Annotated in this window: 18 protein-coding genes and 2 tRNA genes; 15 read left to right on the forward strand and 5 right to left on the reverse strand. The window is 71.0% G+C overall.

Annotation, left to right across the window (positions count from 1 at the left end):
* The first annotated feature begins 66 nt into the window (after window positions 1-66).
* From ACO0E1_RS16790 to ACO0E1_RS16820, 7 genes are all read left to right on the forward strand, one after another.
* Window positions 67-1,089 carry a carbohydrate ABC transporter permease gene (locus ACO0E1_RS16790; protein ID WP_422875217.1) on the forward strand — a complete coding sequence of 341 codons (1,023 nt, stop codon included), beginning with the start codon at window positions 67-69 and terminating at the stop codon, window positions 1,087-1,089.
* Between the two features lie 50 nt (window positions 1,090-1,139).
* Window positions 1,140-1,997, forward strand: coding sequence for a carbohydrate ABC transporter permease (locus tag ACO0E1_RS16795; protein WP_402730153.1), 858 nt, complete (start codon window positions 1,140-1,142; stop codon window positions 1,995-1,997).
* A gap of 5 nt (window positions 1,998-2,002) precedes the next feature.
* On the forward strand, window positions 2,003-2,440 hold the full coding sequence (locus ACO0E1_RS16800; protein ID WP_422875218.1) for a hypothetical protein: 438 nt from the start codon (window positions 2,003-2,005) through the stop codon (window positions 2,438-2,440).
* Window positions 2,441-2,461: 21 nt separating this feature from the next.
* Window positions 2,462-3,466, forward strand: a complete 1,005-nt coding sequence (locus ACO0E1_RS16805; protein WP_422875219.1) for a LacI family DNA-binding transcriptional regulator — start codon at window positions 2,462-2,464, stop codon at window positions 3,464-3,466.
* Window positions 3,467-3,609: 143 nt separating this feature from the next.
* Window positions 3,610-4,239, forward strand: coding sequence for an MBL fold metallo-hydrolase (locus ACO0E1_RS16810; protein ID WP_422875220.1), 630 nt, complete (start codon window positions 3,610-3,612; stop codon window positions 4,237-4,239).
* A gap of 127 nt (window positions 4,240-4,366) precedes the next feature.
* Window positions 4,367-4,442 (forward strand) — tRNA-Glu (locus ACO0E1_RS16815).
* A 36-nt stretch (window positions 4,443-4,478) separates the two neighbouring features.
* Window positions 4,479-4,554: transfer RNA gene (locus tag ACO0E1_RS16820), tRNA-Glu, on the forward strand.
* Window positions 4,555-4,618: 64 nt separating this feature from the next.
* Here the strand turns inward: ACO0E1_RS16820 and ACO0E1_RS16825 are convergent.
* The 3 genes from ACO0E1_RS16825 to ACO0E1_RS16835 are packed head-to-tail and all read right to left on the reverse strand — an operon-like array spanning window position 4,619 to window position 7,055.
* Window positions 4,619-5,557, reverse strand: a complete 939-nt coding sequence (locus ACO0E1_RS16825) for a sucrase ferredoxin (RefSeq protein ID WP_422875221.1) — start codon at window positions 5,555-5,557, stop codon at window positions 4,619-4,621.
* Window positions 5,554-6,801 carry a cupin domain-containing protein gene (locus ACO0E1_RS16830; RefSeq protein ID WP_422875222.1) on the reverse strand — a complete coding sequence of 416 codons (1,248 nt, stop codon included), beginning with the start codon at window positions 6,799-6,801 and terminating at the stop codon, window positions 5,554-5,556. The genes ACO0E1_RS16825 and ACO0E1_RS16830 overlap by 4 nt, the downstream gene beginning before the upstream one ends.
* Entirely contained in the window at window positions 6,798-7,055 is a 258-nt protein-coding gene (locus tag ACO0E1_RS16835) for a BatC protein (protein ID WP_422875223.1), read from the reverse strand. The genes ACO0E1_RS16830 and ACO0E1_RS16835 overlap by 4 nt, the downstream gene beginning before the upstream one ends.
* An 83-nt stretch (window positions 7,056-7,138) precedes the next feature.
* On the opposite strand from ACO0E1_RS16835, the gene ACO0E1_RS16840 reads away from it, so the two are divergent.
* From ACO0E1_RS16840 to ACO0E1_RS16850, 3 genes are read left to right on the forward strand one after another with little or no spacing between them, the layout of a single operon-like run.
* Complete coding sequence (locus tag ACO0E1_RS16840; RefSeq protein ID WP_422875224.1) at window positions 7,139-7,618, forward strand: fluoride efflux transporter FluC; 480 nt, start codon at window positions 7,139-7,141, stop codon at window positions 7,616-7,618.
* On the forward strand, window positions 7,615-7,989 hold the full coding sequence (gene crcB / locus ACO0E1_RS16845; RefSeq protein ID WP_422875225.1) for a fluoride efflux transporter CrcB: 375 nt from the start codon (window positions 7,615-7,617) through the stop codon (window positions 7,987-7,989). The genes ACO0E1_RS16840 and crcB overlap by 4 nt, the downstream gene beginning before the upstream one ends.
* The gene (locus ACO0E1_RS16850) at window positions 7,986-8,588 is read left to right on the forward strand and encodes a histidine phosphatase family protein (RefSeq protein ID WP_422875226.1); all 603 of its coding nucleotides are present in this window, start codon (window positions 7,986-7,988) and stop codon (window positions 8,586-8,588) included. The genes crcB and ACO0E1_RS16850 overlap by 4 nt, the downstream gene beginning before the upstream one ends.
* Window positions 8,589-8,600: 12 nt before the next feature.
* On the opposite strand, the gene ACO0E1_RS16855 is transcribed toward ACO0E1_RS16850, so the two are convergent.
* Complete coding sequence (locus ACO0E1_RS16855; RefSeq protein ID WP_422875227.1) at window positions 8,601-9,011, reverse strand: GNAT family N-acetyltransferase; 411 nt, start codon at window positions 9,009-9,011, stop codon at window positions 8,601-8,603.
* 55 nt (window positions 9,012-9,066) lie between these two features.
* A complete protein-coding gene (locus ACO0E1_RS16860) occupies window positions 9,067-10,134 on the reverse strand; it encodes an FUSC family protein (RefSeq protein ID WP_422875228.1) in 1,068 nt (355 codons plus the stop codon).
* Between the two features lie 182 nt (window positions 10,135-10,316).
* Between ACO0E1_RS16860 and leuC the strand changes: the two genes are divergently transcribed.
* The 5 genes from leuC to ACO0E1_RS16885 all read left to right on the forward strand — a co-directional run bounded on the left by leuC (window position 10,317) and on the right by ACO0E1_RS16885 (window position 15,768).
* Window positions 10,317-11,753, forward strand: coding sequence for a 3-isopropylmalate dehydratase large subunit (gene leuC / locus ACO0E1_RS16865; protein ID WP_422875229.1), 1,437 nt, complete (start codon window positions 10,317-10,319; stop codon window positions 11,751-11,753).
* Window positions 11,753-12,349, forward strand: coding sequence for a 3-isopropylmalate dehydratase small subunit (leuD, locus tag ACO0E1_RS16870; RefSeq protein ID WP_422875230.1), 597 nt, complete (start codon window positions 11,753-11,755; stop codon window positions 12,347-12,349). The genes leuC and leuD overlap by 1 nt, the downstream gene beginning before the upstream one ends.
* Window positions 12,349-13,716 carry a UDP-N-acetylglucosamine 1-carboxyvinyltransferase gene (gene murA, locus ACO0E1_RS16875; protein ID WP_281264891.1) on the forward strand — a complete coding sequence of 456 codons (1,368 nt, stop codon included), beginning with the start codon at window positions 12,349-12,351 and terminating at the stop codon, window positions 13,714-13,716. Before leuD ends, murA begins: the two co-directional genes overlap by 1 nt.
* A 17-nt stretch (window positions 13,717-13,733) precedes the next feature.
* Window positions 13,734-14,612 carry a lysophospholipid acyltransferase family protein gene (locus tag ACO0E1_RS16880; RefSeq protein ID WP_422875231.1) on the forward strand — a complete coding sequence of 293 codons (879 nt, stop codon included), beginning with the start codon at window positions 13,734-13,736 and terminating at the stop codon, window positions 14,610-14,612.
* A gap of 142 nt (window positions 14,613-14,754) precedes the next feature.
* Window positions 14,755-15,768: an NAD(P)H-dependent glycerol-3-phosphate dehydrogenase gene (locus ACO0E1_RS16885; RefSeq protein WP_422875258.1), complete on the forward strand. Its 1,014-nt coding sequence runs from the start codon at window positions 14,755-14,757 to the stop codon at window positions 15,766-15,768.
* Window positions 15,769-15,791 lie beyond the last annotated feature (23 nt).

Below are 15,791 nucleotides of genomic sequence, written 5' to 3' on the forward strand. Positions count from 1 at the left end.
GGTCACCCGTACCCGTGCCTCCCGTCCGCCCCTACTTGCGTCCCGACACCGGCAAGGAGGCCGTCAGTGTCAGCAGCAACCGAGATCCCAGCCGCCATCCCGAACCCCCAGGGTCTGGAGCCGCCCAAGCGGCGGCGCGGCGGACTGAACGCCGAACACGGCCGATGGGCCGTGTACCTGATCGGCCCGACGATCGTGCTCCTCGCCGTCGTCATCGGCTACCCCGTCGTCAGCGCGATCATCCAGTCGTTCCAGCTCGACGCCGGACTCGACAAGGCGACCGGCCTGTTCGTCGAGGGCGGCTTCGCGGGCGTCACGAACTACGTGCACTGGCTCGGCCAGCAGTGCGGCAACGTCACGTGCCCCCCTGGCAGCCTCGGCGCCCAGTTCTGGGTGTCGTTCGGCAACACGGTCTTCTTCACGGTCGTCACCGTGCTCGCCGAGACGCTCATCGGCGTCTGGATGGCGATCATCATGAACCGCAACTTCAAGGGCCGCGCGCTCGTCCGCGCCGCGATCCTGGTGCCGTGGGCGATCCCGACCGCCGTCACCGCGAAGCTCTGGTACTTCATCTTCGACGCGAACGGCGTGCTCAACCACGTCATCGGTCACCAGATCCTCTGGACGAGTGGCGAGTGGGCGTCGCGGTTCGCGGTCATCATCGCCGACACCTGGAAGACGACGCCGTTCATGGCGCTGCTCATCCTCGCGGGCCTGCAGCTCATCCCGGAGGAGGTCTACGAGGCCGGGAAGATGGACGGCGCCTCGACCGTGCAGCGCTTCATGCTCATCACGCTCCCGCTCCTGAAGCCAGCGCTGATGGTCGCGATCCTGTTCCGCGTGCTCGACGCGCTGCGCATGTACGACCTCCCGGCGATCCTCACCGGCGGCGGCGGTGGTTCCGGCAACGCCACGACGACGCTGTCGATCCTCGTCGTCGACCAGATCAGGCAGGGGTTCAACTCCGCCTCCGCGCTGTCGACGATCACCTTCCTCATCATCTTCGTCGTCGCGTTCCTGTTCGTGCGGTTCCTCGGCGCGAACGTCGTGCAGACGCAGGCAGCCCAGCAGAAGGGTGAACTCAAGTGACCCTCGCAGCAGACCGTCCCCGGTCGTCGACGCGTTCGCGCGAGCGGTCGATCGACCGCGCCGACGTCCGCGTCCAGCGGCACACCGGCCCACGGGTCCGCACCGCGATCCAGGCGATCATCATCGCGGTGTGGTGCCTCCTGCCGTTCTACTGGATGGTGGTGACGAGCTTCCGCGACGTCGGGTTCACGTTCGACGCCACCCCGTGGCCGACGCACGTGACGCTCGACAACTACGCGACGGCGTTCTCCACCGAGCTCGGCAACCACCTCGGTCGGGCGTTGCTCAACAGCCTGCTGATCGGCGGCGTCGTGACGATCATCGCGCTGCTCGTGGGCACCTCGGCGGCGTACGCGCTGGCCCGGCTGGAGTTCAAGGGCAAGTCCCTCATCGCCGGTGCGATCCTCGCGGCGTCGATGTTCCCGGGCGTCGCGCTCATCTCCCCGCTGTTCCAGCTCTTCACGGACATCGGATGGATGGGCACGTACCAGGCGCTCATCCTGCCGAGCATCTCGTTCGTGCTGCCGCTGACCGTCTACACGCTGGCGTCGTTCTTCCGTGAGATGCCGTGGGACCTCGAGGAAGCGGCGCGCATCGACGGCTGCACCCGCGTGCAGGCGTTCCGGCGCATCATCCTGCCGCTCGCCGCACCCGCCGTGTTCACCACCGCGATCCTGGCGTTCATCTCGTCCTGGAACGAGTACCTCATCTCGTCCCAGCTGTCCTCGGACGCCACCCAGCCGGTCACCGTCGCCATCGCGTCGTTCGCCGGGACCCAGCCGCACCAGGAGCCCTACACGGCGGTGATGGCAGCGGGGACGATCGTCACGATCCCGCTCGTGATCCTCGTGCTCGTCTTCCAGCGGCGCATCGTGGCCGGCCTCACCGCCGGCGGCGTGAAGGGCTGATCGCCATGGCGTACCGCGCACCGCGTCGACCGTCGGCACCGATCGAGGAGGCCATGGGCTTCGTCGGCTTCTTCGGGGTCGCGTTCCTCGCCGTCACCGTGTTCTGCGAGTTCACCGGGCGACCGGCACTCGGCTGGGCGCTCACGCTGTTGGCATGCGTGCTCGTCCTCGTCGTTCTCGACCGCTGGCGGGTCCGGGTGGTCCGTCGGTCGGAGGCCGCCGAGGCCCTGGCCGCCGGCCACGTCCTCCGCCAGGACGGGCACCCGGTCGGGGTGCACGTCCCCGGTGGACACGCGCCCGTCGAGACCGTCTTCCGCGACCACGTGCACATCGGGTTCGACGAGCGAGCACAGCGCCCGCATCGATCGCGAGCCGTCGCGCGGACCGGCGCCGGGCCCGTGACCCGGGATGCGGGGGACGCGACGCACGGCGCGGACGGCTGACCGGCCTCCCGGCTGCGTCCGATGGGGATCCAGGAGATCGCGACCGTCACCGGGCTGTCCAAGGCGACCGTGTCCCGCGCCCTGCGCGGACTCCCGACCGTGGCCGAGACCACGATCGATCAGGTGCGCCGGGTCGCCGACGAGCTCGGGTACGTCCCGAGCTCGGCGGCGGCCGGGCTCGCCACCGGGCGGCAGCGTGCCGTCGGGGTCGTCGTGCCGGTGTTCGACCGGTGGTTCTACGTCAAGGCGCTCAGCGGGGTCGACGCCGAACTGCGCCGGGCGGGGTACGACCTCGTGCTCTACAACCTCGGCGGGCCCGGGGGAGACCGTGACCGGGCGTTCCGACGGTCGATGCTGCGGCAGCGCGTCGACGCCCTCGTGCTGCTGTCGCTCGTGCTCGACGAGACCGAGCGGAGCGAGTTGCAGGTGAGCTCGCTGCCGACCATCGTCATCGGTGGGCCGGCTCCCGGGCTCCGGAACGTCGGGATCGACGACGTCGAGGTCGCCGGCCTGGCGACGGAGCACCTCGTCGGGCTCGGGCACCGGCGGATCGCGTACGTCGGCGGGCAGGACGAGGCGGGCATGAACGTCGCGGTGCCGTACCGGCGGCGAGACGGGTTCGTCGACGCGATGCACGGCGCCGGACTGTCGGTGCCGCCGTCGTGGATCGCGGACGGGCGGTTCTCGTTCGCCGGTGGGGTCGACGCCGGCCTGTCGTTGCTCGGGCCGGGTGCCGATCGACCGACCGCGGTGTTCTGCGCCTCGGACGAGATGGCGCTCGGGGTGATGCTCGCCGCGGCACGGCTCGGCCTGTCGGTCCCGGATGACGTGTCGGTGATCGGCATCGACGGGCACGAGTACGGAGCAGCGGTCGGGTTGACGACGATCACGCAGGACCCCGAGGCGCAGGGGCGTCTCGCCGCCCGCGCGGTGCTCGCCGAGGTCGACGGTGCGGCCGTCCGTCCGGTGCCACCGTCGCCGGCGTCGCTGGTGGTGCGGTCGTCCACGGCCCCGCCGCGGTCCTGACGTGGCGGGGTGGCCGTCTGTCCGCCGTCCCGTGCTTCGCGCAACGGAAAGCGGTCCGCACCACGCGAACGCGCGGTGCGGACTGCTTTCGGTTGTGCGGCGGCGAACGGAACCACATCGGTGCGCCGCGTACGCTCGGCCGCATGGAGGTCACGAAACTCGAGCACGCCTGCCAGGTCGTCGACGTCGACGGGGCCCGGCTGGTGATCGACCCGGGGAACTTCACGCGCGACGTGGACGTCACGGGTGTCGTCGCGGTCGTGCTCACCCACGAGCACCCCGACCACGTCACGCCGGAGCAACTGTCCGGCATCCTGTCCGCGAACCCCGGCGCGGTGGTCTTCGGCCCGGCAGGGGTCGCCGCCGCGCTGCCGGAGGTCGAGGTGGACGTCGTCACGGACGGGTCATCGCGGTCGGTCGGGCCGTTCGCGCTGACCTTCCACGGCACCCGACACAACGTCATCCACTCGTCCGTCCCGGTGATCGACAACACCGGCGTCATGGTGAACGGGCAGCTGTTCTACCCCGGCGACAGCTACACCGATCCCGGCGTCCCGGTCGAGGTCCTCGCGGCACCCGTCGGCGCCCCGTGGCTCAAGGTCGCCGAGATGATGGACTACGTCGCCGCGATCGCACCCCGACGTGCCTACCCGGTGCACGAGGCGACTCTGTCCGACATCGGCTACGGCATGCACACCGGCCGGCTCCGCGAGATGGTCGAGCCCGCCGGTTCGCTCGTCCTGTTGCAGCCGGGCGAGTCGCTCACGATCTGAGCGGGAACCGGACTGGAGGCTCGGCTCGGCCCGTGCATGCACGCTGCGGCATGACGGCACACCCGGGCGACACGCCTCGTTTTGGCAGGTCGGACCGCTTGTGCCATACTTGTCGAGTTGTCGGAACGGCCCCATCGTATAGCGGCCTAGTACGCTGCCCTCTCACGGCGGTAACGCGGGTTCGAATCCCGCTGGGGTCACCACAGGTGGCTTAGCCCGAGTCCGACAACGTGTGCCGCGGCCCCATCGTATAGCGGCCTAGTACGCTGCCCTCTCACGGCGGTAACGCGGGTTCGAATCCCGCTGGGGTCACCAACCGAAGGTCCTCGTCCACACGGACGGGGACCTTCGTCGTTCCCGGCCCGGTGGTGCATGCCGGTCAGCCCGCGGTGGCCACCTCGCGGACGACGAAGCGGGGGATCTCCACGGCGACGGTCGCGCGGCACGTCGAGAACGTCGGGTCCGAGTGCACGCGATCGAGCGTGACCATCACGGCTCCGGCATCCGAGTCGAGTTCGACCGACCATCCGGCCGGGTCGTCGAGCGCCTCCGGTGCGCGCACACTGCGTGGCCGGAATGCATCGATCCGGTGGTCTCCGGAGCGTGCCACGGCTGCCGCGACGGCAGCCTGTTCGACGTGGGAGTACCGGGACCGTCCACGGAAGCCGTCCGGGAGGACGACCCCGCGCGTCGACGCCTCGGCGATCGCGACGGGATCGAGCTCGTCGACGCGTCCGTGGTTCAGGCCGTGCGGGAACAGCATCGTCGTCGCCGCGAACCGGTCACCGCCGAGGTGCGAGCACTCCCACGTCTCCTCGGGGAACGCCGCCGCCAGCCGGGCTGCGACCGACCGTCCGCGCACGGCGCAGCACTCGTCGTGCCGGCCGTGTGCGCACACCGCGAAGACGGGCCGGTCGGAGAGCGTTCCGGTCCTGCCGTCGAGCGGGAGCGACAGGAGTTCGCCCGGGCCGTCGGCCTCACCCCACCGCACGGTCGCGAGCCCGGTGTCGACGACTGCCCAGCGCCACCGACCGGCACCACGGGAGCGGCCGGGACGGCGGATCGCGAGGATGCGCATCCCGGCACGCTGTACCCGACGGGCGAGGGCGATGCCGGTCTCGGGCGGGAGCGCTGGGGAATCGGCCCAGACGTTCCAGCCCCACGCACCCGCGACCTCGACGAGCAACCAGCGGCGCCCGGGGGACGCGGTGGCGGTGAGGTCCTCGTCGCGGGACCGGGAGCGGTCGCTGCATGCCGGCCCACCGGCCGAGCGGGGGAGTCGAGGATCGGCCGGACCCGTGCGTCGCCACTCGGTCACGACGCCGGTACCAGCACGCCTTCCCGGAGGAGCCGACGGACCACGACGACGGCGTCGTCCTCGTCGAGGCCCGGCAAGGACCCGACGGCGTGCGTCCCTCCGGCGTGCAGCGCGCGCACGGCAGGACCGCACGATGCCGGCAGTCGGATCGTCGTCGTCGGCAGGACGACGGCCGCGCGCTCGACCTCGTCGCGGATCTCGGCGCGCAGTCCCTCGCGCCACCGGACCCGATCGGTGCTCGAGAGCGAGCTCAGGAGGTCGACCGTCTGCAGCGGGCGGACCGGCTCCGGCCGGGTGGAGCGTCGGAACCGAGCACCCACGGCATGCGCGACCTCGTCGACGGCAGAGCCGACCGACGCCGACTCGAGGAACCCGATGAGGTCCTCGGCAGCGGCGCGGACGTCCGTCGCGATCTGGTCCGGCTCACCGAGGTCGACACCGAGGGGCAGCGATGCGCGGAGTCGGTCCGATCGGAGCGCACGGTTGATGAGGTCCCGCGCGAGATCGGCCCGGGTGACGGCGGGGATGCCGACCGTCAGGTGGATGGTCGTGCCGCCGAGTGCGGTCGCCGAGTGCAGCCAACCGCGAGGGAGGTAGAGCGCGTCACCCGGACGGAGCACGGTGTCGATCGCGGGTGTCCCAGCTGCCCGGGCGGCGACCTCGTCGCGTCGGTCGCTCCACGGCTCGTCGGCGAACGGGAGCTCGTGCACGGGCTCGTGGATCACCCAGCGCTTGGCCCCGGCGATCTGCAGGACGAACACGTCGTGCACGTCGTAGTGCGGATCGAAGCCGCGCGACGATGCCGGCGTGATGTAGGCGTTGACCTGCGCGGGGTGCCCGAGCTCCGCGACGAGGTGTCGTGTGAACTCCTGGATCGGCGGCCACGTGCGGTGCAGGCCCTGCAGGACGATGGTCGAGCCGGCCGCGAACTCGGCGAGGACCTTCTCGGAGCTGACCTGGTCGCCGACCTCGGCGCCGTAGCCGCCGGGTGCGGTGAAGGCGCTCGGCGGGAGCACGGTGCCGTCCTTCGCCATCCGGATGAACGGCGTCCGGAGTCCTCGGACCGAGAGCAGCTCGTCGGCGGCCTCGGTGGAGAACAGGTCGTCGAACGTCGAGCCGAGGTCAGCGGCGCTGCTCAAGAGCGCGCGGTTGCCCCAGTACTCCTCGGCGAACCGGGCGACGGGGACGGCGATGCACCGCTCGAGGGCGGCCGCCGTCTCCGTCGTCTCCGGTCCTCGGCTCACGCGGAGCCGTCCGCGCCGCCGTCGTGTCCGTCCGGGTTGGCGCCGCCGTCGGCCGGGCCTTCGCCGGCGTCCGCGGAGCCGTCGGCGCCGCCGTCGTGTCCGTTTGGGTTGGCGCCGCCGTCAGCGGGGCCTTCGCCGGCGTCTGCGGAGCCGTCGGCGCCGCCGTCGTGCCCGTTGGGGTTGGCGCCGCCGTCAGCGGGGCCTTCGCCCGCGCTCTGGGGATCCGTGGTGATGTCGTCGTCGTTGATGCTCATGTGCGTCCCTCTCCGTCATGCGGCCGGGTGCCGTCTGTGCCCGAGCGTAGGACGTCCGGCTGACGGTGGTCCAGGATTGTCGCGTGAGCAGCGTCCCGAACGACCCCGACGTCGCAGCCGACAAGTCCGACACCAGGCCCGAGCGGCCGCCGCACCTCCGCTGGGGGTACCTCGGCGTCGTGGCGCTCGGCGGAGCGATCGGGACCGCGATCCGTGCCGTGCTGGCGGACCTCCTCCCCGCCGTGGACGGGATCAGCTGGACGATCCTCGCGATCAACGTGGTCGGGGCGTTCTGCCTCGGGCTGCTGCTCGAGGCGTTGGCACACCGCGGGCCGGACGTCGGCCGGCGTCGGCGCCTGCGGCTCTTCGTCGGCACGGGGGTCCTCGGCGGGTTCACGACGTACAGCACGCTCGCGGACGACACCGCGCAGCTGCTCGGGGACGGACGGTGGACGGCCGGCAGCGGGTACGCGCTGCTCACGGTCGTGCTCGGCCTGCTCGCCGTCGTCGCGGGGCTCTGGGTGTCGACGGTGCTGCGACCACGAGCGGCGGCCACCCGGTGAGCGCGCTCGAACTCCTGCTCGTCGCCGTCGGCGGGGGAGTCGGGGCAGCGCTCCGGTTCCTGCTCGACGGGCTTGTGAAGTCCAGGGTCAGCGGCTTCCCGCTCGGCACCGTCGTCATCAACGTCTCCGGGTCGCTGGTCCTCGGGCTCCTGACAGGCCTCGGGCAGGCCGGGACGCTCCCGCTCCCGGCGGTCGCCATCCTCGGCACGGGCATGATGGGTGGGTACACGACGTTCTCGACGGCGAGTGTCGAGACCGTGCAGCTCCTCCGATCCGGCAAGACCCGGCTCGCCGTCCTGAACGGCCTCGGCATGCTCGTCGTCTCGGTCGGCGCAGCCGCGCTCGGCCTCTTGCTCGGAAGGAACACATGACCTCGGAACGCCCCGGCGAACTCGTCCTCGTCCGTCACGGAGAGACGGAGTGGTCGAAGAGCGGGCAGCACACCGGCCGCACCGACATCCCGCTCACCGAGAACGGGGTCGAGCAGGCGAAGCGTGCCGGCCGGTACCTCGCGGACCGTGACTTCGCGCTCGCGCTGTCGAGCCCGTTGCAGCGTGCCCGGGACACCGCCGCGTTCATCGGCGTGGACCCCGAGGTCGACGAGGACCTGTACGAGTGGGACTACGGCGCGTACGAGGGCCTGACGACGCCGCAGATCAAGGTGCTCCGGCACGGGCCGTGGGACCTCTGGACCGACGGGGTGCCCGCGGGGGACACGCCGGGTGAGAACGCCGCCGAGGTCCGTGTCCGGGCCGAACGGGTGCTCGACCGCGCCCGCCCGGTGCTCGCCGAGGGGCAGGACGCCGTCTTCATCGCCCACGGGCACGTGCTCCGAGCCATCGGCGCCGCATGGATCCGGCTCGCGCCGCAGGACGGTGCCGTGCTGAAGCTCGGGACCGCGTCCGTCAGCACGCTGGGGTACGAGCACGGGCGTCCGGTCATCGACTCCTGGAACGTCCAGCCGGACTGACGTCCGTCCCGACTAGCGCAGGACGGCGGCCATCCCGAGGCTCGGCGCGACGTCGTCGAGTCCGAGCGAGCGGTACAGCCGCTGTCCGGGTGGGTCCCCGATGAGCGAGACGTAGGCGCCCTCCGGTGCCCGCGACCGGATGTCCGCGAGCAGCCACTCGAGCACGCGCCGACCGAGGCCGCGCCGCTGGTGTGCGGGATCGGTGGCGACGTCCGCGATGTGGAAGTACCAGCCACCGTCGCCCAGCACGCGGCCCATCGCGACGGGCGTCCCCGCCGCGTCGACCACGTGGCAGGCGCACCAGCTGCCGCTGATCGCGCCGGCGCCCTGGTCGGGACGGACCGGGGTCAGGCCGGAGTCGCGACGGAGGCGGAGGTAGTCGTCGAGCGGCGGCGGCCCGGCGACGAGTCGGTAGTCGTCCATGTGTCGATCCTGCCGGGCACGGCCGACAGTCGCGAACCGGACGCGGGCGCCCCGGTCAGACCGTGCGGATCGAGGTCGTGGCGCCGAGGGCTCGACCGCGGCGCCGTTCGATCGCGCGTCCGACGAACAGCAGCGCGACGCTCACCAGTGCTCCGAGCGTCGTCTGCGCGACGCGGTCCAGGGCGAGGAGCTCGGGCGCCTCGGGGAGGCTGAGCCAGGACACCGCCAGCGCGAGCGGCGTGAGGAACAGCAGGCACACGGCGTAGTTCCGCGCGACGAAGATCTCCGCGAAGAACTGTCCGACGACGGCGATGAGCACGATCCACCACGCTCCGGGTTCGAGGAGCAGGATCCCGACCGCGATCACGGTGCCGCCGATCGTGCCGATGAAGCGCTGGAACGCCCGGAGGACGGTGTGCCGCTGGCGGATGGCCGGGAGCGTGGAGACGACCGCGATGACCGCCCAGTACGGGTGCCCGAGCCCCGGGATGGTCTCCGCGATCGCACCGGCGACCAGGGCACCGACGACGTTGAGTGCGACGGTCTCCCACAGTGCGGGCGTGCGGAGGATCCCGAATCCGCGCTCCTTCATCGGAGCGAGCGGTCGGAAGCGGTGCGGCGCGCGCGGGTGCCACACGCGGCGGATGACGAACCCGGACATCGCGACGAGCCAGGCCCACGCGACGGAACACACGATGATCGTCGCGACGAGGGGCAGGTCCGACGGCCCCAGCGGCACGAGCGAGGACACCAGGAACGCGAACGTCGGGAAGATCGGCTGCGCCGGGATCGACCGGAGCGTGCTCAGCGTGCACACCGCGACGACGAGCACGACCACCAGCCCGACGGCCTGCAGCCAGAGGGGCGCTCCGGCGATCGAGACGGCGATCCCTGCGAACATGCACAGGGCCTGCAGGCCGCCGGCGACACCGGTGGTCACGGCACGCTGCCGGTAGGGCTCCGTGGCGCCGAAGATCGCGGTGAACCCGGCGAACATCGCGAAGGCCGCGTAGCCCGGCATCCCGAGGGCGATGAGCAGTGCGAGCGGAGCCGCGCCCGCGATCGCGGCGCGCGTCGCGCCCTCGAGGTTGACCGTGCGGGCGGAGTGCGTCGGAGTCGTCATGTCCCGGCCATTCTCCCACCGCGACAGGTGTCGGAGAACGCGAGTCGAGCCTCCAGTCCGGCCGGAAATCGGCCACGATGCGGGCCGCACCGGCGTCGAACGCGTTGGTATACCAGTGCTAGACTCGCCGGATCGTGCCGCGTCAGCGGCATCGAACCGATGCGAACGGAAGGGTCGAGGTCATGGGTAGGACACTCGCCGAGAAGGTCTGGGACGACCACGTCGTGGTCAAGGGCGAGGACGGCAACCCCGACCTCCTCTACATCGACCTCCACCTCGTGCACGAGGTCACGAGCCCCCAGGCGTTCGACGGTCTCCGCCAGGCCGGCCGTCCGGTGCGACGCCTCGACCTGACGATCGCGACCGAGGACCACAACACCCCGACGCTCGCGATCGACCGGCCCATCGCCGACCCGACGAGCCGCACCCAGATCGAGACGCTCCGCCGCAACTGCGAGGAGTTCGGCGTCCGCCTGCACTCGCTCGGCGACAAGGAGCAAGGCATCGTGCACGTCGTGGGCCCGCAGCTCGGGCTGACGATGCCGGGCATCACCGTGGTCTGCGGCGACTCGCACACCTCGACGCACGGTGCGTTCGGCGCGATGGCGTTCGGCATCGGGACGAGCGAGGTCGAGCACGTGCTCGCCACGCAGACGCTGCCGCTCAAGCCGTTCAAGACGATGGCGATCACCGTCGAGGGCATCCTGCGCCCCGGCGTGACGGCGAAGGACATCATCCTCGCGGTCATCGCGAAGATCGGCACCGGCGGCGGACAGGGCTACGTGCTCGAGTACCGCGGTTCGGCGATCCGTGCGCTCTCGATGGAGGGGCGCATGACGATCTGCAACATGTCGATCGAGGCGGGCGCCCGCGCCGGTATGGTCGGCCCCGACCAGATCACCTACGACTACGTCCAGGGCCGCGACCACGCCCCGACCGGCGCCGACTGGGACGAGGCCGTCGCGTACTGGGACACGCTGAACACCGACGACGACGCCGTGTTCGACGCCGAGGTGTTCATCGACGCCGACGCGCTCGAGCCCTTCGTCACCTGGGGGACGAACCCGGGCCAGGGCGTCTCGCTTTCCGAGACCGTACCCGATCCGGCGGACTACACCGACCCCAACGACCAGGCGGCGGCGCAGCGCGCGCTGGAGTACATGGACATCACCGCTGGTACGCCGATGAAGGACATCGCCGTCGACGCGGTCTTCATGGGCTCCTGCACGAACTCGCGCATTGAGGACCTCCGCGCGTTCGCGTCCGTCATCAAGGGGCGCACCAAGGCCGAGGGTGTCCGCGTCATGGTCGTGCCCGGCTCCGCACGGGTCCGGCTCGAGGCCGAGGCCGAGGGGCTCGACAAGGTCTTCACCGAATTCGGGGCCGAGTGGCGCTTCGCCGGCTGCTCGATGTGCCTCGGCATGAACCCCGACCAGCTCGCGCCGGGGGAGCGGTGCGCGTCGACCTCGAACCGCAACTTCGAGGGACGCCAGGGCAAGGGTGGGCGCACGCACCTCGTGTCGCCGCTCGTCGCGGCCGCCACCGCCGTGCGCGGGACGCTGTCGAGCCCGTGGGACCTGGAAACCGAAGCAGCAACCGCTCTGGAAGGGGCAGTCTGATGGAGAAGATCGGCACCGTCACCGGGATCGCGGCACCGCTGAAGCGGTCGAACGTCGACACCGACCAGATCATCCCCGCCGTGTACCTGAAGCGCGTCACGAAGACGGGCTTCGAGGACGCACTGTTCTCCGGGTGGCGCCAGGACCCGTCCTTCGTGTTGAACCAGGAGCCGTACGACCGCGCGAAGGTGCTCGTCGCCGGCCCCGACTTCGGCACCGGATCGTCGCGTGAACACGCCGTGTGGGCGCTCCGCGACTTCGGGTTCCGGGTCGTCATCTCACCCCGGTTCGCGGACATCTTCAAGGGCAACGCGGGCAAGCAGGGCCTGGTCACCGCAATCGTGACCGAACCGGAAGTCGAGCGCCTGTGGGCCGCCATCGAGGCGAACCCGGGCATCGAGGCGACGGTGGACCTGGCGGCGCAGCGCGTGTCGCTGGGCGATGTGGACGTGGCATTCGAGATCGACGCTTACACTCGTTGGCGGTTGATGGAAGGGCTCGACGACATCGGGCTCACCCTCCGTGACGAGACCTCGATCACGGAGTTCGAATCCCGCCGTGGAAACTGGCGGCCGAAAACATTGCCGGTGAAGTAGTGAACTCTCTCGTACAGGACGCAGCAGCAGCTGGGGCACGCGTCGGGTTGAAGTCGGACGAGATCGTCATCCGCGGCGGCAAGCCGCTGGTCGGACGCATCGAGGTCCGCGGCGCGAAGAACCTCGCGACGAAGGCCATGGTGGCCTCCCTGCTCGGCGACACCCCGTCGATCCTCAAGGACGTCCCGGACATCTCCGACGTCAAGGTCGTCCGCGCGCTGCTCGAGGTGCACGGTGTGCGCATCACGGATCCTGCACGAGGCGAGCTCATCCTCGACCCGTCGAACGTCGAGTCGGCACACTTCGCCGAGATCGACGCGCACGCCGGCTCGAGCCGCATCCCGATCCTGTTCTGCGGCCCGCTGCTGCACAAGCTCGGCGAGGCGTTCATCCCCGACCTCGGTGGCTGCCGCATCGGCGACCGTCCGATCGACTTCCACCTCGACGCGCTGCGGGCCATGGGTGCCGTCGTCGACAAGCAGGTCTCCGGCATCCACATCACGGCGCCGAACGGCCTCAAGGGCGCGAACATCGAGCTGCCGTACCCGAGCGTCGGTGCGACCGAGCAGGTCCTGCTGTCGTCGGTGCTCGCCGACGGCACGACCGAGCTCCGGAACGCCGCGATCGAGCCCGAGATCATGGACCTCATCGCGATCCTGCAGAAGATGGGCGCGATCATCACGGTCGAGCCGAGCCGCACGATCTTCATCGAGGGCGTCGAGTCGCTCCGTGGGTACACCCACCGCGCGATCAACGACCGCAACGAGGCAGCGAGCTGGGCCTCCGCCGCGCTCGCGACCAACGGCGACATCTTCGTCGAGGGCGCGAAGCAGCAGGAGCTCATGACGTTCCTCAACGTCTTCCGCAAGGTCGGCGGCGGGTTCGACATCCAGGAGGACGGCATCCGGTTCTACCGGGAGCTCGAGGTCCTCAAGCCCGTGGTCATCGAGACCGACGTGCACCCCGGCTTCATGACGGACTGGCAGCAGCCGCTCGTCGTCGCGCTGACCCAGGCCGACGGCCAGAGCATCGTGCACGAGACCGTCTACGAGAACCGCTTCGGCTTCACCGAGGCCCTCAACGAGATGGGTGCCGACATCGTCGTGCACAAGGAGGGGCTCCCCGGGCACGACCGCCGGGTCGCCCGTCGTCCGTTCGAGCAGGCAGCGGTGATCACCGGGCCGACGAAGCTGCACGGCGCGAACGTGCGCGTCCCGGACCTCCGTGGCGGCTTCAGCCACCTCATCGCGGCACTCACCGCCGAGGGGGAGTCGCACATCACGAACGTCGGCATCATCAGCCGCGGGTACGAGCACTTCATCCCGAAGCTGCGCAAGCTCGGGGCGGACTTCGATTTTGCGGGATGAGCACAGGGCCGGCTGAGATGGCTGACGACCACCGCGGCGCCCCCGCGGGCGACGACCGCGGCGTGCCCGGCGCCGACCGCGCCGTGCCCGGCGCCGACCATGGCACGCCCGGCCGTGACCTCGACCGTGTGACCACCGGCCTGCCGAACCCCGGCCGCCGGTGGAAGCGCGGCGACCTCAACCTGGCGTTCCGGATCACCGCGTTCTTCGTGATCCCGACCTTCCGGTTCACCGCGCGCTACCACTGGCACGGCCGGAACCGGCTGCCGGAGCAGGGTGCGTTCGTCCTCGCGCCGAACCACTACACGAACATCGACCCGCTCGTCGTGGGCACCGCGGTGTACCTCAGCCGCCGGCAGCCGCGCTTCCTGGCGAAGGCGTCGCTGTTCCGCGTCCCCGTGTTCGGCAAGCTCATGAGCGGCATGGGGCAGATCCCGGTCGAGCGGTCCGGACGCACCCGCATCAGCGATCCCCTCGGCGGCGGTCGGTCCCTCATGGAGCGCGGCGGCGCCGTGATCGTCTACCCGGAGGGGACGCTGACCCGCGACCCCGACCTGTGGCCGATGCGCGGCAAGACCGGCGCGGTGCGGATCGCGCTCGAGAACGACGTGCCGCTCATCCCGATGGCGCACTGGGGCACGCAGCGGATCATGGCGCGCTACTCGAACAAGCTCCGGCTGTTCCCGCCGTCGCGCGTGGACGTCGTGTTCGGCGATCCGGTCGACCTGTCGGCGTTCCGTGGGCGCCCGATCGACCAGCAGCTGCTCACCGAGGCGACCGCCGTCCTGATGGACCGCATCACCGAGCTCGTCGAGCAACTCCGCGGCGAACAGGCCCCGGCGACCCGGTGGGACCCGTCGACGAAGAACCAGAAGGAAACCGGCAAGTTTGAGTGACGCACCCAGCACCGGCGCAACCGCCGGCGCGACCAGCACCGGCGCGAGCGACGGCGCACCAGGCCTCCGCCCGCACGACGACCACCCGGACCCCACCGCCGCGGCACGCGGCGCGGTCGACACCGCCGCGATCCGCGTCGTCATGCAGCAGACGGACAAGCCCCGCGTGGCGGTCATCGGTGCCGGCAGCTGGGGGACCACGTTCGCGAAGGTCCTCGCCGAGGGCGGCGCCGAGACCGTCGTCTGGGCCCGTCGACCCGAGGTCGCCCGGGAGATCACCGAGACCAAGCGCAACTCGGACTACCTGCCGGGGATCAACCTGCCGCGCACGCTGACCGCGTCGACGTCGTTGGCCGCCGTGCTCCAGGGCGCGCAGCAGGTCTACGTGTCCGTGCCGTCGCAGACACTGCGGTCGAACCTCGAGGCCATCCGCGAACTGCTCCCGGCCGACGTCCCCGTCGTCAGCCTGATGAAGGGCGTCGAGAAGGCCACGGGGCTCCGGATGAGCGAGGTCCTGCTCCAGGGACTCGGCATCGACCAGGACCGCATCGCGGTGGCGAGCGGCCCGAACCTGGCCCTCGAGATCGCGCGGCGGCAGCCGACCGCGGCCGTGGTGTCCTCGACGAGCGCGGACACCGCCAGCGCGGTCGCCGCCGTCGCGACGAACCCGTACTTCCGGTCCTTCATCAACACGGACGTCATCGGCACCGAGTTCGGCGGGGTGCTGAAGAACCTCATCGCCGTCGCGATCGGCATCGTGGACGGTGTCGGCTACGGCGAGAACACGAAGGCGTCGATCATCACCCGCGGGCTCGCGGAGATGACGGAGTTCGCCGTGTCGCTCGGCGCCCAGCCCTCGACGCTGTCCGGTCTCGCGGGGCTCGGCGACCTCATCGCGACGTGCCAGTCGCCGCTGTCGCGGAACAACACCGCCGGGCGACTGCTCGGCCAGGGGTACCGCTTCGACGAGGTCGTCCGGCAGATGAACCAGACCGCGGAGGGGCTGGCGTCCGTCGCGCCGATCCTCGAACTCGCGCGGGCGAACGGCGTCGACATGCCCATCGTCGGGCAGGTCGGCGAGGTCCTCGCCGGTAGGCTCGATCCGCGCAACATCGCGCCGCACCTCACCGAGACCGACGAGCCCCAGGGCGAGTGACCGGTCCGGCCACTCTGCACCCA

This window comes from Curtobacterium guangdongense, assembly GCF_049341845.1.
In the GTDB taxonomy this organism is placed as follows: Bacteria; Actinomycetota; Actinomycetes; order Actinomycetales; family Microbacteriaceae; genus Curtobacterium; species Curtobacterium guangdongense.